This is a genomic window from Kitasatospora sp. NPDC001119, assembly GCF_053598475.1.
The window spans coordinates 20,218-43,055 of record NZ_JBSFKI010000019.1 but is presented as its reverse complement, the minus strand read 5'-3'; the positions used below and the strand labels follow the sequence as shown (position 1 = coordinate 43,055).

21 protein-coding genes, 1 pseudogene and 1 riboswitch are annotated in these 22,838 nt (G+C 71.9%); of the genes and pseudogenes, 18 read left to right on the top strand and 4 right to left on the bottom strand.

Annotation, left to right across the window (positions count from 1 at the left end; translation table 11 throughout):
• Positions 1 to 64 precede the first annotated feature (64 nt).
• The 4 genes from ACWDD9_RS23570 to ACWDD9_RS23555 all read left to right on the top strand — a co-directional run bounded on the left by ACWDD9_RS23570 (position 65) and on the right by ACWDD9_RS23555 (position 6,378).
• Positions 65 to 3,838, top strand: a complete 3,774-nt coding sequence (locus ACWDD9_RS23570) for a multifunctional oxoglutarate decarboxylase/oxoglutarate dehydrogenase thiamine pyrophosphate-binding subunit/dihydrolipoyllysine-residue succinyltransferase subunit (protein ID WP_074001426.1) — start codon at positions 65 to 67, stop codon at positions 3,836 to 3,838.
• Positions 3,839 to 3,990: 152 nt separating this feature from the next.
• Complete coding sequence (locus ACWDD9_RS23565; protein WP_049649445.1) at positions 3,991 to 4,170, top strand: DUF6104 family protein; 180 nt, start codon at positions 3,991 to 3,993, stop codon at positions 4,168 to 4,170.
• A 263-nt stretch (positions 4,171 to 4,433) separates the two neighbouring features.
• Positions 4,434 to 5,342, top strand: a complete 909-nt coding sequence (locus ACWDD9_RS23560; protein ID WP_049649444.1) for a DUF4097 family beta strand repeat-containing protein — start codon at positions 4,434 to 4,436, stop codon at positions 5,340 to 5,342.
• A gap of 1 nt (position 5,343) precedes the next feature.
• Complete coding sequence (locus ACWDD9_RS23555; protein ID WP_049649443.1) at positions 5,344 to 6,378, top strand: PadR family transcriptional regulator; 1,035 nt, start codon at positions 5,344 to 5,346, stop codon at positions 6,376 to 6,378.
• Between the two features lie 109 nt (positions 6,379 to 6,487).
• On the opposite strand, the gene ACWDD9_RS23550 is transcribed toward ACWDD9_RS23555, so the two are convergent.
• Complete coding sequence (locus tag ACWDD9_RS23550) at positions 6,488 to 7,450, bottom strand: zinc-binding dehydrogenase (RefSeq protein ID WP_449812596.1); 963 nt, start codon at positions 7,448 to 7,450, stop codon at positions 6,488 to 6,490.
• 149 nt (positions 7,451 to 7,599) lie between these two features.
• Complete coding sequence (locus ACWDD9_RS23545; RefSeq protein ID WP_049649441.1) at positions 7,600 to 8,796, bottom strand: NAD(P)-dependent malic enzyme; 1,197 nt, start codon at positions 8,794 to 8,796, stop codon at positions 7,600 to 7,602.
• A 583-nt stretch (positions 8,797 to 9,379) separates the two neighbouring features.
• On the opposite strand from ACWDD9_RS23545, the gene ACWDD9_RS23540 reads away from it, so the two are divergent.
• The 5 genes from ACWDD9_RS23540 (at position 9,380) to ACWDD9_RS23520 (ending at position 14,153) form a co-directional block, all read left to right on the top strand.
• Positions 9,380 to 10,303, top strand: a complete 924-nt coding sequence (locus ACWDD9_RS23540) for an ABC transporter substrate-binding protein (RefSeq protein ID WP_449812595.1) — start codon at positions 9,380 to 9,382, stop codon at positions 10,301 to 10,303.
• A gap of 419 nt (positions 10,304 to 10,722) precedes the next feature.
• A complete protein-coding gene (locus ACWDD9_RS23535; protein ID WP_063780035.1) occupies positions 10,723 to 11,649 on the top strand; it encodes an ABC transporter substrate-binding protein in 927 nt (308 codons plus the stop codon).
• Between the two features lie 37 nt (positions 11,650 to 11,686).
• Entirely contained in the window at positions 11,687 to 12,661 is a 975-nt protein-coding gene (locus ACWDD9_RS23530) for an amino acid ABC transporter permease (protein ID WP_049649438.1), read from the top strand.
• Complete coding sequence (locus ACWDD9_RS23525) at positions 12,658 to 13,458, top strand: amino acid ABC transporter ATP-binding protein (RefSeq protein ID WP_388044579.1); 801 nt, start codon at positions 12,658 to 12,660, stop codon at positions 13,456 to 13,458. Before ACWDD9_RS23530 ends, ACWDD9_RS23525 begins: the two co-directional genes overlap by 4 nt.
• Positions 13,459 to 13,571: 113 nt before the next feature.
• Positions 13,572 to 14,153: a CGNR zinc finger domain-containing protein gene (locus ACWDD9_RS23520; RefSeq protein ID WP_049649436.1), complete on the top strand. Its 582-nt coding sequence runs from the start codon at positions 13,572 to 13,574 to the stop codon at positions 14,151 to 14,153.
• 7 nt (positions 14,154 to 14,160) lie between these two features.
• On the opposite strand, the gene sodX is transcribed toward ACWDD9_RS23520, so the two are convergent.
• Positions 14,161 to 14,523, bottom strand: a complete 363-nt coding sequence (gene sodX / locus ACWDD9_RS23515; protein WP_082345175.1) for a nickel-type superoxide dismutase maturation protease — start codon at positions 14,521 to 14,523, stop codon at positions 14,161 to 14,163.
• Between the two features lie 276 nt (positions 14,524 to 14,799).
• Here sodX and sodN point away from each other — a divergent pair, with 276 nt between their 5' ends.
• The 9 genes and pseudogenes from sodN to ACWDD9_RS23470 all read left to right on the top strand — a co-directional run bounded on the left by sodN (position 14,800) and on the right by ACWDD9_RS23470 (position 22,373).
• Entirely contained in the window at positions 14,800 to 15,195 is a 396-nt protein-coding gene (sodN, locus tag ACWDD9_RS23510) for a superoxide dismutase, Ni (RefSeq protein ID WP_049649434.1), read from the top strand.
• A gap of 67 nt (positions 15,196 to 15,262) precedes the next feature.
• Positions 15,263 to 15,401, top strand: a riboswitch (cobalamin riboswitch).
• Positions 15,402 to 15,524: 123 nt separating this feature from the next.
• Entirely contained in the window at positions 15,525 to 16,604 is a 1,080-nt protein-coding gene (locus ACWDD9_RS23505; protein WP_449812594.1) for a FecCD family ABC transporter permease, read from the top strand.
• Entirely contained in the window at positions 16,601 to 17,404 is an 804-nt protein-coding gene (locus tag ACWDD9_RS23500; protein ID WP_234348192.1) for an ABC transporter ATP-binding protein, read from the top strand. Before ACWDD9_RS23505 ends, ACWDD9_RS23500 begins: the two co-directional genes overlap by 4 nt.
• Before the next feature lie 16 nt (positions 17,405 to 17,420).
• Positions 17,421 to 18,413 carry an ABC transporter substrate-binding protein gene (locus ACWDD9_RS23495; protein WP_449812593.1) on the top strand — a complete coding sequence of 331 codons (993 nt, stop codon included), beginning with the start codon at positions 17,421 to 17,423 and terminating at the stop codon, positions 18,411 to 18,413.
• A 90-nt stretch (positions 18,414 to 18,503) separates the two neighbouring features.
• Positions 18,504 to 18,887, top strand: a complete 384-nt coding sequence (locus ACWDD9_RS23490) for a nuclear transport factor 2 family protein (RefSeq protein ID WP_049649431.1) — start codon at positions 18,504 to 18,506, stop codon at positions 18,885 to 18,887.
• 10 nt (positions 18,888 to 18,897) lie between these two features.
• Positions 18,898 to 19,374, top strand: a complete 477-nt coding sequence (locus ACWDD9_RS23485) for a GNAT family N-acetyltransferase (protein ID WP_049649430.1) — start codon at positions 18,898 to 18,900, stop codon at positions 19,372 to 19,374.
• Positions 19,375 to 19,562: 188 nt separating this feature from the next.
• Complete coding sequence (locus ACWDD9_RS23480) at positions 19,563 to 19,973, top strand: ATP-binding protein (protein WP_049649429.1); 411 nt, start codon at positions 19,563 to 19,565, stop codon at positions 19,971 to 19,973.
• A 180-nt stretch (positions 19,974 to 20,153) separates the two neighbouring features.
• Positions 20,154 to 21,221: an RNA polymerase sigma factor SigF gene (locus tag ACWDD9_RS23475; RefSeq protein WP_117489497.1), complete on the top strand. Its 1,068-nt coding sequence runs from the start codon at positions 20,154 to 20,156 to the stop codon at positions 21,219 to 21,221.
• Between the two features lie 172 nt (positions 21,222 to 21,393).
• A pseudogene (locus tag ACWDD9_RS23470) lies at positions 21,394 to 22,373 on the top strand (IS5 family transposase).
• 19 nt (positions 22,374 to 22,392) lie between these two features.
• Here the strand turns inward: ACWDD9_RS23470 and ACWDD9_RS23465 are convergent.
• Entirely contained in the window at positions 22,393 to 22,821 is a 429-nt protein-coding gene (locus ACWDD9_RS23465) for a hypothetical protein (RefSeq protein WP_049649428.1), read from the bottom strand.
• Positions 22,822 to 22,838 lie beyond the last annotated feature (17 nt).

The following is a 22,838-nucleotide window of genomic DNA, read 5'->3' as shown; positions in this document are numbered from 1 at the left end:
GGCGTAGCCTTAATCCCCGCTGTCCAAACATCCCAAAAGGAAGCGGAAGAGGGCGGTTGCCGCCGTGTCGCCACAGTCCCCTGAAACCCCCAACAGCTCGGCAAGCTCCACTGGCTTCGGCCCCAATGAGTGGCTCGTCGACGAGATCTACCAGCAGTACCTCCAGGACCCGAACTCGGTCGACCGAGCCTGGTGGGACTTTTTCGCCGACTACAAGCCCGGTACCGAGGTGACCCCAGTGACCCAGGCCGCGACCCAGGCCGGCCCCGCGCCGACCCCTGCCGCTGCCCCCGCGCCCGCCGTCGCAGCCGCTGCTCCGGCCGCGCCCGCCGCCGCTCCGGCTCCGGCCGCTCCGGCGCCGGCCGCCCCGGCTCCGGCTCCGGCCGCCGCCCCGGCTCCGCTCGCCGCCGCGCCCGCCGCGCCCCCGGCCCCCAAGGCCGCCGCCCCGGCGCCGGCCGAGCCCGCTGCCGCCGCCGGCCCCGAGCTGATCCAGCTCCGCGGCCCGGCCAAGGCCGTCGCCACCAACATGGACGCCTCGCTGGAGGTGCCGACCGCGACCTCGGTCCGCGCCGTGCCGGCGAAGCTGTTGATCGACAACCGCATCGTCATCAACAACCACCTGCAGCGCGCCCGCGGCGGCAAGGTCTCCTTCACCCACCTGATCGGCTACGCCCTGGTCCAGGCCATCAAGGCCGCCCCGGGCATGAACTACAGCTACAAGGTGGAGAACGGCAAGGCCTTCCTGGTCAAGCCGGAGCACGTCAACCTCGGCCTGGCCATCGACCTGGTCAAGCCGAACGGCGACCGCCAGCTGGTCGTCGCGGCCATCAAGAAGGCCGAGACGCTCGACTTCTTCGGCTTCTGGCAGGCCTACGAGGACATCGTCCGCCGGGCCCGCGCCAACAAGCTGACCATGGACGACTTCACCGGCGTCACGGTCTCGCTGACCAACCCCGGCGGCATCGGCACCGTGCACTCCGTGCCGCGCCTGATGCAGAACCAGGGCACCATCGTCGGCGTCGGCGCCATGGAGTACCCGGCCGAGTTCCAGGGCTCCGCCCCGGAGACCCTGTCCCGCCTGGGCGTCTCCAAGATCATGACGCTGACCTCGACCTACGACCACCGCGTCATCCAGGGCGCGGCGTCCGGCGAGTTCCTGCGCGAGATCCACCGCCTGCTGCTCGGCGAAAAGGGCTTCTACGACGAGATCTTCGAGTCGCTGCGGATCCCGTACGAGCCGGTCCGCTGGGCCACCGACGTCGCCACCACCCACGACGACGAGGTCAACAAGACCGCGCGCGTCATGGAGCTGATCCACTCCTACCGGGTCCGCGGCCACCTCATGGCCGACACCGACCCGCTGGAGTACAAGCAGCGCAAGCACCCCGACCTGGACGTCACCACCCACGGCCTCACCCTGTGGGACCTGGAGCGCGAGTTCGCGGTCGGCGGCTTCGGCGGCCAGAAGATGATGAAGCTCCGCGACATCCTCGGCCTGCTGCGCAACACGTACTGCCGCACCGTCGGCATCGAGTACATGCACATCCAGGACCCGAAGCAGCGCAAGTGGCTGCAGGAGCGCCTGGAGAAGCCGTACGCGAAGCCCGAGCGCGAGGAGCAGCTGCGGATCCTCCGCCGCCTGAACTCGGCCGAGGCCTTCGAGACCTTCCTGCAGACCAAGTACGTCGGCCAGAAGCGCTTCTCGCTGGAGGGCGGTGAGTCGCTGATCGCGCTGCTGGACGCGACCATCGACTCCGCCGCCGAGCACCGCCTCGACGAGGCCGTCATCGGCATGGCCCACCGCGGCCGCCTGAACGTGCTGGCCAACATCGTCGGCAAGCCGTACGGCAAGATCTTCGGCGAGTTCGAGGGCAACCTCGACCCGAAGTCGATGCACGGCTCCGGCGACGTCAAGTACCACCTGGGCTCCGAGGGCACCTTCACCGGCCTGGACGGCGAGACCATCAAGGTCTCGCTCGCCGCGAACCCCTCCCACCTGGAGACGGTCGACCCGGTCGTCGAGGGCATCGCCCGCGCCAAGCAGGACATCCTGGACCAGGGCGGCACCACCTTCCCGGTGCTGCCGATCCAGGTCCACGGCGACGCGGCCTTCGCCGGCCAGGGCGTCGTCGCGGAGACCCTGAACATGTCGCAGCTGCGCGGCTACCGCACCGGCGGCACCGTGCACGTCGTGGTGAACAACCAGGTCGGCTTCACCGCCGCCCCGGCGTCCTCGCGCTCCTCGATGTACTGCACCGACGTGGCCCGCATGATCGAGGCCCCGATCTTCCACGTGAACGGCGACGACCCGGAGGCCGTGGTCCGCGTCGCGCGGCTCGCCTTCGAGTTCCGCCAGGCGTTCCACAAGGACGTGGTGATCGACCTCATCTGCTACCGCCGCCGCGGTCACAACGAGGCCGACAACCCGTCGTTCACCCAGCCGCTGATGTACGACCTGATCGACAAGAAGCGCTCGGTGCGCAAGCTGTACACCGAGGGCCTGATCGGTCGCGGCGACATCACCATGGAAGAGGCGGAGCAGGCGCTCCAGGACTTCCAGGGCCAGCTGGAGAAGGTCTTCGCCGAGGTCCGCGACGCGGCCCAGGCGCCGGCCGACGCCACCGCCGGCAAGCCGCAGGCCGACTTCCCGGTCTCCATCCAGACCGGCATCTCCCAGGAGATGGTCAAGCGGATCGCCGCCTCGCAGGTCAACCACCCGGACTGGCTGACCGTCCACCCGCGCCTGCTGCCGCAGCTGCAGCGCCGCGCCGCCTCGGTCGAGGACAACACCATCGACTGGGCGATGGGCGAGACCCTCGCCATCGGCTCGCTGCTGATGGAGGGCCACCCGGTCCGCCTGGCCGGCCAGGACAGCCGCCGCGGCACCTTCGGCCAGCGGCACGCCGTCCTGATCGACCGCAAGACCGGCGAGGACTACACCCCGCTGCAGTACCTCACCGAGGACCAGGCCCGCTACACCGTCTACGACAGCCTGCTGTCGGAGTACGCGGCCATGGGCTTCGAGTACGGCTACTCGCTGACCCGCCCGAACGCGCTGGTCATGTGGGAGGCGCAGTTCGGCGACTTCGTCAACGGCGCGCAGACCATGGTGGACGAGTACATCGCCTCCGCCGAGCAGAAGTGGGGCCAGCACTCCGGCGTCACCCTGCTGCTGCCGCACGGCTACGAGGGCCAGGGACCGGACCACTCGTCCGCCCGTCCGGAGCGTTTCCTGCAGATGTGCGCGCAGGACAACATGACGGTCGCGATGCCGACCCTGCCGTCGAACTACTTCCACCTGCTGCGCTGGCAGGCGCACAACCCGCACCACAAGCCGCTGGTCGTCTTCACCCCGAAGTCGATGCTGCGTCTGAAGGCCGCGGCGAGTGCGGCGGAGGAGTTCCTGTCCGGCTCGTTCCGCCCGGTCATCGGCGACTCCACCGTCGACCCGGCGCAGGTCCGCAAGGTGGTCATCACCGCCGGCAAGTTCTACTACGACCTGGCGGCGGCCCGCGCCGAGCGCGGCGTCACCGACACCGCGATCGTCCGGGTCGAGCGGCTCTACCCGCTGCCGGTGGCCGAGCTCCAGGAGGAGCTGGCCCGCTACGGCGACAACGTCCAGTTCGTCTGGGCGCAGGAGGAGCCGGCCAACCAGGGTGCCTGGCCGTTCATCGCGATGAACCTGGTCGACCACCTCCAGGTCGTCATCGGCCGCACCGGCGGCGACGCCCGTCTGCGCCGCGTCGCCCGTACCGCCGCCTCGTCCCCGGCGGTCGGCTCGGCCAAGCGGCACGCCGCCGAGCAGCAGGCGCTGGTCGAGGAGGTCTTCGCGCTCTGACGCGCCGAAGCCCGACGCTCTCCACACCCGCGGCCCCGTCCTCCCCACCGGGAGGACGGGGCCGCGGGCGTTCGCCGGGCCACCACCGGTACGACGGCCGACCGGCCCGGACTATCCTGACCAGGTCAATCCCCACCGGACCGGAGCGAACCGTGTACTTCACCGACCGAGGCATCGAGGAGCTGGAGAACCGGCGCGGCGAGGAGGAGGTCACCCTGGGGTGGCTGGCCGAGCAGCTGCGCACCTTCGTCGACCTCAACCCGGACTTCGAGGTCCCGGTCGAGCGGCTGGCCACCTGGCTGGCGCGGCTCGACGACGAGGACGACGAGTGACCCGGTGACGGCCGCCGTGAGGCCCGGGAGGCAACCGCCTCCCGGGCCTCGCGCGTGTCCGGGCGCGGAAGGGTGCGGAAGGGTGCGGAAGGGTGCGGAGGGATGCGGAACCCCGGGGGCCTCGTAGGGGAGGACTCGGGGACGGGTCGGGGACGGATCGGGGTCGGGTTCGGGGGTCGGGGCGCTTGACTCTGCCAGCACGCGATATATCGTCTTTAGAAGAGAACGCGATACATCGCGATCGACAACGGGAGGCGACGGACATGAGCCAGTGGACGGTCGAGGGCACCGAGAGGATCACCTTCGACGAGCCGGTGCGCGCACTGCACGTGCGGACCATCGAGGGCACGGTGAACGTGGTGGCGGCCGAGGGCCCGACCCGCCTGGAGGTCACCGAGCTGGCCGGCGAGCCCCTGCACGTGACCCTGGTGGACGGCGTCCTGACGGTCACCTACAAGGACATCCACAGCTGGGGCGAGTTCGGCGACCGGCTCAAGTCGGTCGGCTCGGTGAAGGACCTCTTCGGCTCCTTCAAGCGCAAGCGGATCGCCGCCGTGACGGTGACCGTCCCGACCGAGGTCGAGGTCAAGGTCGGCACCGTGTCGGCCGACACCACCGTCAGCGGCGTCAGCGGGCACGTCTCGGTGCAGAGCGCCAACGGCGACACCACCCTCGCCGGGGTCACCGGCCAGATCGAGGCCGGCACCGTCACCGGTGACGTGGACGCCCACGCGGTCGGCGGCCGGCTCAAGGTCAACACCGTCTCCGGGCAGCTCACTGTGATCGCCGGCACCGCCGACCGGGTCCAGGCCAACACCGTCACCGGCGCCGTCACCCTGGACCTCGACGTGGCCGGCGAGACCGACGTCAAGGTCAACACCGTCAGCGGCGCCGTCGTGATCCGGATCCCCTCGCTGGCCGACGCCACCGTCGAGGCCGGCTCCACCAGCGGCGACGTCTCCAGCACCTTCGAGGAGCTCCAGATGAGCAGCACCTGGGGCGCCAAGAAGATCTCCGGCCGCCTCGGCGAGGGCCGCGGCAGCCTCCACGTCACCACCGTCTCCGGCGCGGTCACCGTGCTGCGCCGCCCCGAGGCGGAGGAGGACGGCCCGGTCGTGGTCAAGGAGCTCCCGGCCGGCCCGGGCACCCCGAACCTCACCAAGGAGGCCTGAGATGACCCCTGTGTTCGGCCACGGCCGGCTCCGCCTCTACCTGCTGAAGCTGCTGGACGAGGCCCCGCGCCACGGCTACGAGGTGATCCGGCTCCTGGAGGAGCGGTTCCAGGGCCTGTACGCCCCCTCGGCCGGGACGGTCTACCCGCGGCTGGCCAAGCTGGAGCAGGAGGGCCTGGTCGCCCACAGCACCGAGGGCGGCCGCAAGGTGTACCGGCTGACCGACGCCGGGCGCGCCGAACTCGAAGCCCGACAGGTCGAGTTGGACGAGCTGGAGGTGGAGATCCGGGACTCCGTGGCGCAGCTCGCCGGGGCGATCCGCGAGGACGTCCGGGACAGCGCCAAGGACCTGCGCGAGGAGCTGTGGAACGCCGCCCGGCAGGCGCCCGGGCCGGAGCGCACCGAGCCCGGCGACCCGTGGGCCGGGCCCTGGGGCGACAACGAGTCCTGGCAGCGCGCCAAGGAGGAGTTCGCCCAGTTCAAGCAGCAGGCCAAGGAGCAGGCCAAGCGCGCCCGGGAGCAGGAGAAGGCCGCCAAGGCCAAGGCGAAGGCCGCCGAGGCGGAGGCCCGACGGCTGCGCGAGCAGGCCAAGGCCTCGCGCACCGCGGCCCAGCAGGAGGCGCTGCGGATCAAGCGCCGGGTCGAGCAGCAGGTGCGCGAGCACGCCGCGAAGGGCGACTGGCCGACCGGGCTGGCCGAGGGCCTGTCCGAGCTGACCAAGGGCCTGGCCGGCCTGGCGGACGCGGCCCGCTGGGGCCACGGCGCGGAGGAGCCGCCCGCCGAGCCCGCCGAGCGGGTCACCGTGACCAGGATCGACCTGGACAAGGACGGCTCCGACACCCCGGCCGACCTGCCGCCGTGGGCCGCCACCGACCCGGCCGGGGACCCGGCCCGCGAGCTGGAGCGGCTGCTCGACCGCTTCCGCGACCAGGTCCGCGACGCGGCCCGGGACGGCGGGGTGAACGCGGACACGCTGGCCGAGGCCCGTACGGTGCTGGGCGCCGCGGGCGAGCGGCTGAAGCGGCTGCTCGGCTGAGCCCGGAACGGCTCCTGCGGCCCGGTGCCCCCGTCACGGGAGGCACCGGGCCGCCGCACGCCCGCGGGCAGGCGCCAGGGGGTGGGGCTCCGTCAGGAGCGGGGTGCCGTCAGGGAGTGAGGACGATCTTCCCGAAGACGTCGCCCTCGGCGAGCCGGGCGAAGCCGTCCCGGGCCTCGGCCAGCGGCAGCACCGAGTCGATCACCGGCCGGACGCCGGTGTTGGCGCAGAACGCGAGCAGCCCGGCCAGCTCCTCCTTGGTGCCCATGGTCGAGCCGACCACCCTGAGCTCCAGGAAGAAGATCCGGTTCAGCTCGACGGAGCTCGGGTTGGTGCCGGAGGTGGCCCCCGAGATGACGATGGTGCCGCCCGGGCGCAGCGACTTCACCGAGTGCGACCAGGTCGCGGCGCCGACCGTCTCCAGCACCGCGTCCACCCGCTCGGGCAGCCGGGCGCCGCTCTCGAAGGCCGCGTCGGCGCCGAGCTCCACCGCCCGGGCGCGCTTGGCCTCGTCCCGACCGGTGACCCAGACCCGCAGGCCGGCCGCCTTGCCGAGGACGATCAGCGCGGTCGCCACGCCGCCGCCCGCCCCCTGCACCAGGACGGTGTCCCCGGGCTTGACCCCGGCGTTGGTGAACAGCATCCGGTAGGCCGTCAGCCAGGCGGTGGGCAGGCAGGCGGCCTCTTCGAAGCTCAGCCCGGCGGGCTTGGGCAGCAGGTTCCAGGTGGGCACCGCGACCCGCTGGGCGAAGGTGCCCTGGTAGCGCTCGGTCAGGATGGACCGCGGCTCGTCCGGGCCGACCCCGTGGCCGCTCTGGCCGATCACCGAGTGCAGGACCACCTCGTTGCCGTGCTCGTCGACACCGGCGGCGTCGCAGCCGAGGATCATCGGCAGCCGCTCGGCGGGCAGGCCGACCCCGCGCAGCGACCACAAGTCGTGGTGGTTGAGGCTGGCGGCCCGGACGGTGACCACGCTCCACCCGGGGCGGGCCTGCGGCTCGGGGAGGTCGCCCAGCTCCAGCCCGCTCAGCGGGTCGGCGGCGTCGGTACGTGCGGCGTAGGCAGCGAACATGCCCCGGACGATAGCCGCGACGGCCGGGGCCGGGAACCACGCGGAGGTGTGACGCGTGTCCCGGCTGCTGCTCCCCCGCTCGCCTCCGGGCGCTCGGGGGGACGCGGGGGAGCGGCCGCCGTGGCGGGCGCGCTCCCCCGATCACCTCGTCAGATCCGGGCGACGCCCTCCGCCCGGGCGGCCTCGGCGACGGCCTTGGTGACCGCCGGCGCGACCCGCTCGTCGAACGGCGAGGGGATGACCTTCTGCGGCGTCAGCTCGTCGGCCACGACGCCGGCCAGCGCCTTGGCGGCGGCCAGCTTCATGCCCTCGGTGATCCGGGAGGCGCGGACCTGGAGGGCGCCCGCGAAGATGCCCGGGAAGGCCAGCACGTTGTTGATCTGGTTCGGGAAGTCGCTGCGGCCGGTGGCCACCACGGCGGCGTACTTGTGGGCGACCTCCGGGTGGATCTCCGGGTTGGGGTTGGCCATCGCGAAGACGAACGCGCCCTCGGCCATGGTCGCCACGACCTCCTCCGGCACGGTGCCGCCGGAGACGCCGATGAACACGTCGGCGCCGGCCATCGCGTCGGCCAGCGAGCCCTTGAGGCCGGTGCGGTTGGTCCGCCCGGCGATCTCGGCCTTGACGTCGGTGAGGTCGCCGCGGCCCTCGTACACCACGCCCTTGCGGTCGCAGACGGCCACGTCGCCGATGCCGGCCGCGACCAGCATCTTGGCGATGGCGATGCCGGCCGCGCCGGCGCCGGAGATGACGGCCCGCAGCGAGCCGATCTCACGGCCCGTCACCTTGGCCGCGTTCCACAGGGCCGCGGTGGTGACGATCGCGGTGCCGTGCTGGTCGTCGTGGAAGACCGGGATGTCCAGGGCCTCCTGGAGCCGGCGCTCGATCTCGAAGCAGCGGGGCGCGGAGATGTCCTCCAGGTTGACGCCGCCGAAGGAGGGCGCCAGCCGGACCACGGTCTCGACGATCTCGTCGACCCCGGTGCAGTCGAGCGCGATCGGCACCGCGTCCACGCCGCCGAACTGCTTGAACAGGATGGCCTTGCCCTCCATCACGGGCAGCGAGGCCTGCGGGCCGATGTCGCCGAGGCCCAGCACCGCGGTGCCGTCGGTGACCACCGCGACGGTGTTGGACTTCCAGGTGTAGTCGTTGACCAGCTCCGGCTGCTCGGCGATGGCCGTGCAGACCCGGGCGACACCGGGGGTGTAGGCGAGGGACAGGTCGTCCGCGTCGCGCACCGGGACGGTCGCCCGGATCTCCATCTTCCCGCCGCGGTGGAGCGCGAAGACCGCGTCGACCGGATCCTCGGTGTCCTGGGTGCTGCTGTGAATGATCTCCGCTGCCACGATGACCTCTTCGTCATTGATCTGGCGAGGACGCGCGGCCGACGGGCAGGGCGACCCGTCCGGAAACCGGAAACCGGGTACGCCGAAGCGGACCCGGGGTCGGGGTCGGGGCGCTGCCGTCGGGCGGCGCCCTCGGATGAGGGTTGTATGGGGTCTGTGTTGTCCGCGTTGTGCTTCCGGGCCGAGCGTAGGTCGGAGGAAGGCATCGCACCTATGCCTTTTCGTCCTCGTCACGTACGGTTCATCGCCGCGCTGTCGCGTCACAGGGGCCCGGCGTCGGAAGCGCCGGGCTCCGGCGGCGGCAACGGCATGAGCGCACGCGCACCCGCAGGAGTGAACACAGGCCGAAGGGGATCCGGTGCCCCGGATACGGAGCCGCGTGAGGACTTCCGTTCCCGGGCACCCCGAGCCTGTCGGGGCTCGTCGGCCTGGTTCGAGCGTTCGGGGGTCACCCGGTACCGAATTCTGACACACCCGCCGCCGGGCCCGGCAGGGCGGGATGGCAGGATCGCTTGTCCGCCATTTCGCGTACACCCGTGCGACACCGTGGCGGCCCCACCTCCCTCCCTCAGGAGCCGCCCTCATGCCGCACGTCCGCCACGCCCTCCGTCCGGTCCCGACCGGCGCCGCCCTGGCCGCCGCCGGGGCCCTCCTGCTGACCGGCTGCGGCGGCGGGCAGGCCGCCCCGGGCGACCCGGTCAAGGACCTCCGCGGCAAGCTCCCGAAGGCCCAGCGGTCGGCCGGCGCGCTGCGGGTCGGCATGGACGTCAACTACGCCCCGGTGGAGTTCCGCGGCCCGGACGGCAAGCCGACCGGCCTCGACCCGGACCTCGCCGCCGCCCTGGGCCGGATCCTCGACGTGCGGGTCGAGTTCGTCGACACCCCCTTCGACAAGCTGGTGCCGAACCTCCAGGCCAAGCAGTACGACGTGGCGATGTCCGCGCTCAGCGACACCCGCCGGCGCCGGGACGCGGTGGACGAGACCGGCAAGCCGACCGGCCCGGGCGTGGACTTCGTGGACTACTTCATCGCGGGCACCTCGATCGTCGTCCCGAAGGGCAACCCCAAGGGGATCAGGGGCCTGGACGACCTGTGCGGCAAGACCGTCGCGTTCCAGCAGGGCACCACCCAGGACGAGATCGTCACCCGCCAGGTCGGCGTCTGCACCCGGGCCGGCCGTCCGCTGACCCCGCACAAGCTGGACAGCGACACCAAGGCGCTGGCCGAGGTCGCCTCCGGCGCCGCCGCGGCCGGCCTGAACGACTACCCGGTGGCCGCCTACGCGGCGAAGACCACCGACGGCGGCGCCCGCTTCGAGGTGACCGGCGGGCAGTCCACCTCCAACCCGTACGGGATCGCGGTGCGCAAGGACGACGGGCCGCTGCGGGACGTGCTGGCCGGGGCGATCGACCAGCTGATCCGCAGCGGCGAGTACGACAAGATCCTGGCCAAGTGGAACGTCGGCGCCGGCGCGGCGCAGAACGCGGTGGTCAACGGGGGCATCTGAGGCGGGGGCGGCGGGCCTCCGGGGACGGCACGGACCGATCTGCATACTTATGCGCAGAGTGACAGGGGCGCGGAATAAGTCCGAATAGCGGACAGCGCGACCCCTCGTTATCCGATTTTGATCTGGATGAGGGCCACCTGACTGTCATCAGATGGCAGGATTCCCCCCATCTCGGATCGAGCCGGCCACTGGTCGAGGCCGTCCGGTCAACGTCCACCTCGGCGGAGGGTGGCGGAAGCAGTACCTCGTACAACCCCGGACGGCTCCCCCGCGCCCGGGCAACTGCACGACCCGGCCTGCACGTACGACGACGTACGGCGACACGCACCCGTACCGAGCCGCGCGGCTCGCCGTTCCGGTGCGCCGCTCCCGCGGCGCGCTCCGCCCGACCTCTCTCCCCCAGGATGGAGATCCCCCTCATGACCACCCGTACCCAGCGCAGCCGGCTCTTCGCAGCCGGTGTGGTCGCCGCCTCGGTCTCCCTGGTGCTGACCGGTTGCAGCAGCAGCAAGAGCGAGAGCAGCGGCGCCCCCAACGCCTCCGCGACCGTCAACGAGGTCAAGGCCGACCCCAAGCTGGCCGGGCTCGTCCCGGACGACGTCAAGGCCGCCGGCAAGCTCCTGGTCGGCGCCGACGCCTCGTACGCGCCGGACGAGTTCAAGGACGACAGCGGCAAGGTCATCGGCATGGACGTCGACCTGGCCAACGCCATCGCCGCCAAGCTCGGACTGAAGGCCGAGGTCCAGGACTCCGGCTTCACCGCGATCATCCCCGGCATCCAGTCGAACAAGTTCCAGCTCGGCATGTCGTCCTTCACGGACAACAAGGAGCGCGAGCAGATCGTCGACATGGTCACCTACTTCAACTCCGGCAGCGCCGTCGCGGTGAAGAAGGGCAACCCGGAGAAGATCGACCCGAAGGACCTCTGCGGCAAGAAGGTCGCCGTCCAGACCGGCACCACCCAGGCCGACGAGATCAAGGACACCCGCGACCCGGACTGCGCCAAGGCCGGCAAGCCGGGCGTCCAGAACGGCGGCGACAAGTTCGACCTCCAGACGGACGTCACCAACGCCGTGGTCTCCGGGCGCGACCAGGCGATGATGGCCGACTCCCAGGTCGTCGACTACGCGATCAAGCAGTCCGGCGGCCAGCTGGAGAAGGTCGGCGAGACCTACGGCGTGGCCCCCTACGGCGTCGCGCTGGCCAAGGGCTCCAAGCTCACCCCGGCCGTCCAGGGGGCCGTCCAGTCGCTGATCGACGACGGCACCTACAAGCAGATCCTCGCCAAGTGGGGGGTCGAGTCCGGCGCCATCACCACCTCGACCGTCAACGGCGCCGTCAGCTGACCCTCGTCCGCTCCATCTTCTCCCCCGAGGCCACACCGTGAACTCTTTGGACAAGGGGACGGCGGAGCAGGGCCGGCCCGAGACCATCAAGGCCGTCCCCGTCCGCCACCCCGGACGCTGGGCCGGCGCCGTCGTCATCGCCGTACTCGCGGCGATGCTGGTGAGCGCCCTCTTCACCAACCCCGCTTTCAAGTGGGACATCGTCGGTCAGTACCTGTTCCACGACAGCATCATGCACGGCCTGCTGGTGACGCTGGAACTGACCGTGCTCGCCATGCTCATGGGTGTGGTCGGCGGCATCGTCCTCGCGGTGATGCGCCTGTCCCCGAACCCGCTGCTGGCCGGCGTCGCGTGGGTCTACATCTGGATCTTCCGCGGCACCCCGGTGCTGGTGCAGCTGGTGTTCTGGAACTTCCTCGGCCTGATCTGGGCCAAGCTGTCGATCGGCGTCCCGTGGGGGCCGGAGTTCTGGTCCGAGCAGACCAACGTGCTGATCCCGACCTTCGTCGCCGCGCTGCTGGGCCTCGGCCTCAACGAGGCCGCCTACATGGCGGAGATCGTCCGCGGCGGCATCCAGTCGGTGGACGAGGGCCAGACCGAGGCCGCGCACGCGCTCGGCATGAGCCGGTTCCAGACCATGCGCCGGATCGTCCTGCCGCAGGCCATGCGGGTGATCATCCCGCCGACCGGCAACGAGACCATCTCGATGCTCAAGACCACCTCGCTGGTCTCCGTGATCTCCCTGGAGGAGATCTTCCGGGCCGGCCAGGTCATCTACTCCCGGAACTACCAGAACATCCCGCTGCTGATCGTGGTCAGCCTCTGGTACCTGTTCTTCACCTCGGTGCTGACCATCGGCCAGTACTACATCGAGCGCCACTACGCCCGAGGTTCCAACCGCACCCTCCCGCCCACCCCGCTGCAGCGGCTGCGGAGGCTGTTCGCCGGGAAGCCCGCCCCCAGGACGACCGCCGACGTCGTCCCGGGGCTCGAGGGAGGTGGTCACGTATGACCGATCCGACCAAGTCCCCCGCCGGCGCCGCGTCCGGCGAGCCGATGGTCCGCGCCGAGAACGTGCACAAGTCGTACGGCCTGGTCGAGGTGCTCAAGGGCATCGACCTGGAGGTCAGGCAGGGCGAGGTGTTCTGCCTGATCGGCCCGTCCGGCTCCGGCAAGTCGACCTTCCTGCGGTGCATCAACCACCTGGAGAAGATCAACGGCGGCCGCCTCTGGGTGGACGGCGAGCTGGTCGGCTACCGGCAGAAGGGCGACCGGCTGCACGAGCTCAGGGACCGCGAGGTCGCCCTCAAGCGGCGCGACATCGGCATGGTCTTCCAGCGCTTCAACCTGTTCCCGCACATGACCGCCGTCGAGAACGTCATGGAGGCGCCGGTCCAGGTCAAGGGCGAGAGCCGGGCCGACGCCCGCGAGCGCGGGATGGCCCTGCTGGAGCGGGTCGGCCTCGCCGACAAGGCGAAGAACTACCCCTCGCAGCTCTCCGGCGGCCAGCAGCAGCGCGTGGCGATCGCCCGCGCGCTGGCCATGAAGCCCAAGCTGATGCTCTTCGACGAGCCGACCTCCGCGCTCGACCCGGAGCTGGTCGGCGACGTCCTCGACGTCATGCGCGGCCTCGCCGAGGAGGGCATGACCATGGTGGTCGTCACCCACGAGATGGGCTTCGCCCGCGAGGTCGGCGACGCGCTGGTGTTCATGGACGGCGGGGTGGTGGTCGAGTCCGGCAACCCCCGCGAGGTGCTCACCGACCCGCAGCACGAGCGCACCAGGGCCTTCCTCTCCAAGGTGCTCTGAGCCCGTACGCCCGGCGCCCGGCAGGTCACTCCTGCCGGGCGCCGTCGTTTTCCCCGCCCGGGTAATAGGCTGGAGGCAGTCAGCCCGTTACCGACCCCCCTGGAAGGACCCCTGTGGAGCTCGCCGCCTACGCCGATCTCGCCGTCCGGCTGGTGAACACCGAGGAGCCCGAGCGCGGCACCGACTCGCTGACCTCCGTGGAGGCGGTGCGCGGTCTCTTCTCCGACTCCTCGCGGGCCCGCTCGCTCGCCGACGAGTCCGACGTGCCCCGGCTGCGGGCGGTGCGGACCCGGCTGCGCGGGGTCTTCGAGGCCGCCGCCGGCGGGGACGAGATCCGCGGCGTCGACCTGCTGAACAGCCTGCTGATGGAGTACCCGGTCAGCCCGCTGATCTCCGGGCACGACTACCTGGACGACGCCGGGCGGCCGCGCTGGCACCTGCACCTGGCCGACAACTCCCCCACCGCCACCGCCCACTTCAGCGCGGTCGCCTGCATGGGCCTGGCCGTCCACCTCACCGAGCTGGGCGCCGACCGGCTCGGCATCTGCCAGGCCGCGCCCTGCCGCAACGCCTACCTGGACACCTCGACCAACCGCTCCCGCCGCTACTGCTCGGACCGCTGCGCGACCCGCGCCAACGTGGCCGCCTACCGGGCCCGCAAGCGCCTGGAGGCGGAGGCGGCGGCCCGGGCGTAGCGGCCCGCTAGACCTCCTCGACCCAGGCGCCGAGCCGGCGGGCCAGGCCCGGCACCCGGGCCAGCCGCGGGGTGAGCAGCAGCCGCTCCAGCCGGCGCCCCGGCGCCAGCCAGACCGGGCTCGGGCGCAGCCGCAGCAGCACCCGGCCGAGCACCAGCTCGTCCGGGACGGCGCCGTAGCTGCGGCTGTCGCTGTCCACCGGGCGGTTGTCGGAGAGCAGCCACCAGCCCGTGGCCCGGCGCTCGGCAGCCCGCTTCACCACCAGCAGGTCCTGCTGGAAGGGGTGCCGGAAGACCACCACCGCGCCGGGCCGGATCGGCGCGCCGTAGCGGACCAGCAGCCGGTCGCCCTCGCGCAGGGTCGGGACCATCGACGGCCCCGCCACGTCGACCAGCCCGAACGGCAGCGCGCCGCCCGGGCCGCGCTCCCCCGCCCCGGCGCCCTCCGCTCGCGTGCTCCGCGCCACGACTCCTCCTCCCGCCCCCGCTCGCGCCCCCAGTCTGCCGTACGGACCGCCGTCCGTCCGATGTCCGGATTGCGCCGGTTCCCGGTCCGTCTTTCGCCCTAGGCCCACCGCCCGATCGCGAAACCGGGAGGGCGGAAGGGTAATCTCGGGCGCGGGAAGACGATCTAAGGAAGGACTCCCATGTTCTCTCGTCTGTTTGCACCGCGCGCCACCGTCCACGCCCACTGCGACCTGCCCTGCGGCGTCTACGACCCCGCGCAGGCCAAGCTGGAGGCCGAGTCGGTCAAGGCCACCCAGGAGAAGTACCAGGCCAACGAGGACCCGCACTTCCGCGCCCGCGCCGTCATCATCAAGGAGCAGCGCGCCGAGGCCGTCAAGCACCACATCTCGGTGCTGTGGAGCGACTACTTCAAGGCCCCGCACTTCGAGAAGTACCCGCAGCTGCACCAGCTGATCAACGACACCCTGAAGGCCGCCTCGGCCGCCAAGGCGTCCACGGACCCGGCCACCGGCCAGGCCCTGCTCGACCTGATCGCCCAGGTCGACAAAATCTTCTGGGAGACCAAGCAGGCCTGAGCCTGACGCGTCGCCACCCGACCGCCCCCGTCCGCACCGCCGGACGGGGGCGGTCGTGCGTTCACGTCCGACCCGGCTCGGTAAGGGTTGCCTGCCCTGAGTGGCTGTTATGCTGCCAGGGCGTCCGAGGGGGAAGTCCGGTGCGAATCCGGCGCTGACCCGCAACGGTGAGCACGGCCCGTACCCGCCCGTACGGCCGCGCCAGCCCGATCGCCCTCGGCCGCCGACCTCCCGACAACTCGCCGCGGACTGCGAGGGGAACGGCGCCCCGGCACGCCCCCGGCCCGCGCCCGCCCCGGCGCGCTCCCGGCCCGAGGCAAGGCGCACCCGTGAACCGCGCACCCGTCAACCGTGCAGTCGGCCCGCCCGCCCGCCGAATACCCGTCGTCCCGCTCGCCGCCGGACTCGCCGCCGCCCTGCTGCTCTCCCTGGTCTGCGGGGTCGCCCTCGGCTCCTCCGGGCTCGGCCTGCCCCGGGTGCTGCGGCTCCTGGGCGCCGGGCTGACGGGCGGCCGGCTGGACGCGGACGAGGCGGCCGCGTACGCGATCGTCTGGGAGATCCGGCTGCCGCGCACCGTGCTGGCCGCCGTGGTCGGCGCCGGGCTGGCCGCCTGCGGGGTCGCCGTCCAGGCCCTGGTGCGCAACGCGCTGGCGGACCCCTTCGTGCTCGGCATCTCCTCCGGCGCGGCCGTCGGCGCCAATGCCGTGATGCTGTTCGGCGCCTTCGCCTCGCTCGGGGTGTGGGCGATCTCCGCCTCCGCCTTCGGCTCCGCGCTGGCCGCCATGACCCTGGTCTACGTCACGGCCCGCACCGCGTACGGGCTCACCCCGCTGCGGCTGGTGCTCACCGGCACCGCGCTGTCGTACGGCTTCTCCGCCGCCACCACCCTGATGGTCTTCGCCGCCGACCGCGGCGAGGCCGCCCGGGACGTCATGATGTGGCTGCTCGGCAGCCTCGGCGGCGCCACCTGGGGCAAGGTGCCGATCGCCGCCGTCACCGTGCTGGCCGGGCTCGCCTACCTGGCCTGCACCGCCGGGCGGCTGGACGCGCTCGCGATGGGCGACGAGACCTCCGCCTCGCTCGGCGTGGACCCGGACCGGCTGCGCCGCGAGCTGTTCGTGGTGACCGCCGCCGTCACCGGCACCGTGGTCGCGGTCAGCGGGGCGATCGGCTTCGTCGGGCTGCTGATGCCGCACCTGGCGCGGATGCTGGTCGGCGCCGGGCACCGCCGGGTGCTGGTGGTCGCGCCGCTCGCCGGGGCGCTGCTGCTGGTCTGGGTGGACATCGCCTCGCGCACCCTGCTGGCGCCCGCCGAACTGCCCGTCGGGGTGTTCACCGCGGTGCTCGGCGTGCCCGCCTTCCTGGTGATGATGCGCCGCCGCGGCCAGGCCTTCGGAGGTGCCCGGTGACCGCGACGACCGACCCGACCCCGGTGCACGCCCAGGACCTCGCCGTCGACGGCGTCTCGGTGGAGCTGGCCGGCACCCGGCTGGTCCACGAGGTGAGCCTGGCGGCCGCCGCCGGACAGGTGGTCGGGCTGATCGGCCCCAACGGCAGCGGCAAGTCGACCCTGCTGCGCTGCGTCTACCGGGTGCTGAAGCCGGCCGGCGGCGTGGTCCGGCTGGCCGGCGACGACCTGCACGCCCTCACCGCCCGCGAGAGCGCCCGCCGGGTGGCCGCGCTGACCCAGGAGCACTCCGCCGAGTTCGACTTCACCGTCGCCGAGGTGGTCGCCATGGGCCGGCTGCCGCACCGCCGCGGCTTCGGCGCCCAAGTCGACGGGGACGAGCGGCGCTGCGCCGAGGCGCTGCGCAAGGTCCGGGCCGGGCACCTCGCCGAGCGGGGCTTCCTGAGCCTGTCCGGGGGCGAGAAGCAGCGGGTGCTGTTCGCCCGCGCGCTGGTCCAGGAGCCGCGCCTGCTGGTGCTGGACGAACCCACCAACCACCTCGACATCGCGCACCAGTTGGAGGTGCTGGCGCTCGCCCGCGAGGCCGGTCCGACGGTGCTCACCGCGCTGCACGACCTCAACCTGGCGGCGGGCCACTGCGACCTGCTGTACGTCCTGCGGGACGGCCGGATCGTCGCCTCCGGGCCGCCCGACGAGGTGCTCCGACCCGCCCTGCTGGCCGAGGTGTTCGGCGTCCGGGGCACCCCGGTGCGCCACCCGGAGACCGGCGCCCTCCAGCTGCTCTTCGACCGCCTCCCCTGACCCCCAAGGAACTCCCGTGCGCACCAAGGCCGTTGCCGCCACCGCCCTGCTCGCCCTCGGACTCGTCGGCTGCGGCGCCGAGATCGCCCCGAAGGAGGCCGCCACCGCCTCCGCCCACTACCCCGTGACGGTGGACAACTGCGGGGAGAAGCTCACCTTCGCGCAGAAGCCCGCCCGGGTGGTGACCAACGACGTCAACATCACCGAACTGATGCTCTCGCTCGGCCTCGCCGACCGGATGGCCGGCTACGTGATGCCCGACGACAAGGGGAAGATCGACCAGGTCGCCTGGAAGGACGGCTACCAGCAGGCCACCTGGCTCTCCAAGAAGATCCTCACCAAGGAGATCGCGCTGGACGCCAAGGCCGACCTGGTCTTCGCCGGCTGGCACTACGGCTTCGACGAGGGCAGCGGCGTCACCCCGCAGGCCTTCAGGGCGCTCGGCGTCGACTCGTACGTGCTCAGCGAGTCCTGCCGCAGCGGCAAGGGCACCGAGCGCGGCGTGATGGACCCGCTGGAGGCGCTCTACACCGACCTGGCCAACCTCGGCGAGATCTTCGACGTCAAGGACCGCTCCGACCAGCTGATCGCGGACTTCAAGGCGCGGATCGCCGCCGTGCCGCAGCCCGAGCGCCGCCCGTCCGTCTTCCTGTACGACAGCGGGCAGGACAAGCCGTACACCGCCGGGAAGTTCGCCGCCGCCAACGAGATCATCGCCAAGGCGGGCGGGACCAACATCATGGGCGACCTCGCCGACAGCTGGGTCACGGCCGGCTGGGAGAGCGTGGTGCGGCGCGACCCCGAGGTGATCGTGATCAACGACTACGCGACGCCGAAGGCCGAGGAGAAGCGGAAGTTCCTGATGTCCTTCCCGCCGCTGGCCGACGTCGCCGCGGTCAGGAACGGCCGGATCTTCGTCATGGACTACGTCGACCTGGTGGAGAGCCCGCGCAACCCGGCCGCGATCAGCGCGCTGGCCGCCTACCTGCGCACCGTGCCGGCCTCCTGACCGGCCCGGATCCCGCTCCTCCGGGTCCGGGCGGCCGCGGGCGTACGCTCAAGGTACGAGCCGACGGAACCCGACCGGAGGAGCGAGATCATGACCACCACGACGGCCCCCGCCGCCTTCGACACCCGCGCACTGCGCGAGGGCATCGAACGCCGCGACGCCGAGGCCCTCCTGGCGCTCTACGCGGAGGACGCCGAACTGCGCATGGTCGACCGCAAGACCCAGCCCAGCCACCCCCTGGTGATGCACGGGCGGGAGGAGATCGGCGCCATGCTGGACGACGTCTACGGCCGCGAGATGACCCACACACTGGAACAGGTGGTCGTCCAGGGCGACCACGTCGCCTTCCTGGAGTCCTGCCGGTACCCGGACGGCGTCCGGGTGCTGATGTCCTCGATGGCCGGTCTGCGGGACGGCCGGATCATCGACCAGACCTCCCTCCAGGCCTGGGACGAGACCGGTCCCGAGCAGTAGGCTCACGGACATGATCCGCACCGCCGTCGCCACCGACGTCCCCGTCGTCCACGCCATGATCCGCGAACTCGCGGAGTACGAGAAGGCCCTGCACGAGGCGAAGGCCACCGAGGAGCAGCTGCACGAGGCCCTGTTCGGCGAGAACCCGGCCCTGTTCGGGCTGATCGCCGAGGACGACGCCACCGGTGAACCGGTCGGCTTCGCGGTCTGGTTCCGCAACTTCTCGACCTGGCGCGGCACCCACGGGATCTACCTGGAGGACCTGTACGTCCGCCCGGAGGCGCGCGGCGGCGGCCACGGCAAGGCGCTGCTGCTGGAACTCGCCCGGATCGCCGTCGAGCGCGGCTACTCCCGGGTCGAGTGGTCGGTCCTGGACTGGAACCAGCCCTCGATCGACTTCTACAAGTCGATCGGCGCGGTGCCGATGGACGAGTGGACGGTGTACCGGCTCTCCGACGGGGCGCTGGCCGCCGCCGGGCAGCGCTGAACGGCTCCCGGGAGTCCGGGGAAAGGGTCTGCCACCCTGCGTCGCAATGCCTTACCATGAGTAACTCCCGAACCGGGGTGCGGAAGGCAGAGCGATGGCGGATCCGCGGCGCCGGGCCCCCTTCGGGGGTAGCAAGCGGTAACAAGCGGGGTACCAAGAAAGCACAGCGCGCCACCCAGGAGGCAAGGGTGTCCCAGATCGACGGCGATCTCGGCGTTCAGGACTTCGTGGAGGTCCGGCTGCCCGCAGCCGGGGCCTACCTCTCCGTCCTGCGAACAGCGACGGCCGGGTTGGCGGCCCGGTTGGACTTCACGCTCGACGAGATCGAGGACCTGCGGATCGCGGTCGACGAGGCCTGCGCCATCCTGCTCCAGCAGGCGGTGCCCGGCTCCGTACTGTCCTGCGAGTTCCGGCTGGTCGGCGACTCGTTGAAGGTCACCGTCTCCGCCCCGACCACCGACGGCAAGGCTCCCGAACGGGACACCTTCGCCTGGACGGTGCTCTCCGCCCTGGCCGGCGAGGTCGACTCCTCGGTCGCCGAGGACAGGACCGTGACGATCAGCCTGCACAAGAAGCGCGGCGGGTCCCCCTCCCACTAGTCGGGCGCCGGACCGCACCGCACGACCGAGCAGCACCGAGCAGCACCCGCGCAAGGGCCGTCCGCCGCTCCCCCGCTCAGGGGACCGACGGACGGCTCCCGGTACCGCCACCCACGCGGTACGACCAACGAGACGATTCCGGGGCCACCGGCCCCGGTGCTCCCGGAACGGAACGGGGGAATGGCCGTGAGTGATCTGGACCGTACCGGCCTCGCGACGGCGGGACCTGCCGTACCGACCCAGGCGAGCGTTCCCGGCCTCGCCGCCAACGACGAAGCGCACCCGAAGGACGCCCAGCGGATGAGCCACCCCACCGAGCCGACGTCCGAGCCGACGCCTGCCTCCGCGCCCCCGCCGGACCCGGTGGACGAGACGGCCCCGGCCGTCGGGACGGAACCGGCGGTCGAGGCCGACCCCGCGGTCGAGGCCGAGTCGACGGCCGAGGTCGAGCCGCACGTCGCCCTGCCCGCCCAGGGCTCGCACCGCACCGGCGCCCCGGACCGGGAGGCCGCCCGCGCGCTGTTCGTCCGGCTGTCCGCACTGCCCGAGGGCTCCCCGGAGCGGGTCGAGCTGCGCAACCAGCTGGTGCGGATGCACATCCCGCTGGTCGAGCACCTGGCCCGGCGCTTCCGCAACCGGGGCGAGCCGCTGGACGACCTGACCCAGGTCGCCACCATCGGCCTGATCAAGTCGGTGGACCGCTTCGACCACGAGCGCGGGGTCGAGTTCTCCACCTACGCGACGCCGACCATCGTCGGGGAGATCAAGCGGCACTTCCGCGACAAGGGCTGGGCGGTGCGCGTCCCGCGCCGCCTCCAGGAGCTGCGGCTGTCGCTCACCACGGCGACCAGCGAGCTCTCCCAGCGGCACGGCCGCTCCCCCACGGTGCACGAGCTGGCCGAGCACCTGGGGATCTCCGAGGAGGACGTCCTGGAGGGCCTGGAGTCCGCCAACGCGTACTCCACGCTGTCCCTGGACGTGCCGGACAGCGACGACGAGTCGCCGGCCGTCGCGGACACCCTGGGCGCGACCGACGAGGCGCTGGAGGGCGTCGAGTACCGCGAGTCGCTCAAGCCGCTGCTGGCCCAACTGCCGCCCCGGGAGCAGAAGATCCTGGTGCTGCGGTTCTTCCGGAACATGACCCAGTCGCAGATCGCCGCCGAGGTGGGGATCTCCCAGATGCACGTGTCCCGGCTGCTCGCCCGGACCTTGGCCCAGCTGCGGGAGAAGCTCCTGGTGGAGGAGTAGGACTGACGCTCCTTCAGTCCCCCCGGCTTGAGGCTCCCCTTTCAAGCCCCCGGCTTCAGGCTCCCGGCTTCAGGCTCCCGGCGGCCCTGTACCCCTAGGGCCTGTGTGAGGTTGCGATCAGTCTTCGGGTTCTGCCCTCACCTGAGGGCAGAACCCGGTAGAACGGTTGGTCGTGACGCGTAGGCAACTGACGGACGAGCAGTGGAAGTTGATCGAGCCCTATCTGCCGATCGGGAGGTTCGGACCGTACCCCGAGCGGCTTCGGGAGCAGTTCGAGGGCGTGATCTGGCGGTTCCGCTGCAGCGCCCAGTGGCGGGAGATGCCTTCCGAGTTCGGTCCCTGGCCGACGGTCTACGGCCGATTCCGTGTCTGGCGGGACGCGGGCGTCTTCACCGCCCTGCTGGAAGGCCTGATCGCCCAGGCCGCTCGCGAGGGGACAGCGGACCTGTCGCTGGTCAGCGTGGATTCCACGTCCGTCCGGGCTCACCACGACGCCGCCGGGATGCTCGTCGACGAGGAGATCATGGAGGCCCTGGAGGAGGCCGCGCGGGAGCAGGAGGAGACCCGACAAAAAGGGGCGAGCCGCAGGAACAGAACGGACAGGACGAGCGGCGACGCGCCCGGCTCCGTCGTGGGCTCCGCCTGAAGGAAGCCCACCTCGGACGGTCCCGGGGCGGGCTGACCAGCAAGGTCCATCTGGCCGCCGACCGCAGGTGCCGTCCCCTGGCACTCGTGCTGACCGCGGGGCAGGCCGGTGACAGCCCGCAGTTCGTCCCCGTGCTGGAGAAGGTCCGCGTCCGTGGGCCCGTCGGCCGCCCCCGCACCCGGCCCGGCGCGGTCGCCGCGGACAGGGCGTACTCGTCCCGCGGCAACCGCGCCTACCTGCGTAAACGCCGGATCAAGGCGGTCATCCCGGAGAAGAGGGACCAGGCCGCCAGCAGGAAGAGGAAGGGCAGCAGGGGTGGCCGGCCGGTCGGCCACGACGCGGATCTCTACAAGGAGCGCAACACCGTCGAGCGCCTGATCAACAGGCTGAAGGCCTGGCGAGGCATCGCCACCCGCTGCGACAAGAAGCCCGAAAGCTACCTCGCCGGCCTCCACCTCCGCGCCTCGATGATCTGGGTCGACGACCTCCTGCGAGACGCCGACTGATCGCAACCTCACACAGGCCCTAGTCCTCGGACGGGGCGTACAGGGCCGCCGTCGACTTCGGGTTCAGCAGGCAGCCGATGCCCACCAGGCCGAGCGCCCCGACCAGCACGCCGACCGCGATCATCGCGCCGCCGCTCTCGGCCATGTAGTAGCCGACCGGCAGGCAGATCGAGTTGGTCAGCACCGCCGGACTGCGGCCCCAGCGGCGCTCCTTGAGCAGGGCGCGGGCGGCCAGCACCGGCAGCACCCCGAGCAGCACGATGACCGCTCCGCCGAACTCGTTCAGGGCCAGCTGCTTGGACTGGCCGGACAGCGCGGCCACCATGTCCCAGACGCCGACGACGGCCAGCGCGGCGCCCGCCAGGGCCGTGATGGCGGCGCCCAGGGTCAGGGAGGCCGGGCGGCCGGATCCGGCCGAGGGTACGGGTGCGGAGGTTTCTGCGGTCACTCCAGCAGGGTAGCCGC

What these genes read in the sequence shown, in the direction of transcription:
- ACWDD9_RS23485 (WP_049649430.1), top strand. Translation starts at nt 18,898, where the DNA reads ATGATCCGCACCGCCGTCGCCACCGACGTCCCCGTCGTCCACGCCATG.
- ACWDD9_RS23555 (WP_049649443.1), top strand. Translation starts at nt 5,344, where the DNA reads ATGACCCCTGTGTTCGGCCACGGCCGGCTCCGCCTCTACCTGCTGAAG.
- ACWDD9_RS23535 (WP_063780035.1), top strand. Translation starts at nt 10,723, where the DNA reads ATGACCACCCGTACCCAGCGCAGCCGGCTCTTCGCAGCCGGTGTGGTC.
- ACWDD9_RS23560 (WP_049649444.1), top strand. Translation starts at nt 4,434, where the DNA reads ATGAGCCAGTGGACGGTCGAGGGCACCGAGAGGATCACCTTCGACGAG.
- ACWDD9_RS23475 (WP_117489497.1), top strand. Translation starts at nt 20,154, where the DNA reads ATGGCCGTGAGTGATCTGGACCGTACCGGCCTCGCGACGGCGGGACCT.
- sodN (WP_049649434.1), top strand. Translation starts at nt 14,800, where the DNA reads ATGTTCTCTCGTCTGTTTGCACCGCGCGCCACCGTCCACGCCCACTGC.
- ACWDD9_RS23490 (WP_049649431.1), top strand. Translation starts at nt 18,504, where the DNA reads ATGACCACCACGACGGCCCCCGCCGCCTTCGACACCCGCGCACTGCGC.
- sodX (WP_082345175.1), bottom strand. Translation starts at nt 14,523, where the DNA reads ATGGTCCCGACCCTGCGCGAGGGCGACCGGCTGCTGGTCCGCTACGGC.
- ACWDD9_RS23550 (WP_449812596.1), bottom strand. Translation starts at nt 7,450, where the DNA reads ATGTTCGCTGCCTACGCCGCACGTACCGACGCCGCCGACCCGCTGAGC.
- ACWDD9_RS23540 (WP_449812595.1), top strand. Translation starts at nt 9,380, where the DNA reads ATGCCGCACGTCCGCCACGCCCTCCGTCCGGTCCCGACCGGCGCCGCC.
- ACWDD9_RS23525 (WP_388044579.1), top strand. Translation starts at nt 12,658, where the DNA reads ATGACCGATCCGACCAAGTCCCCCGCCGGCGCCGCGTCCGGCGAGCCG.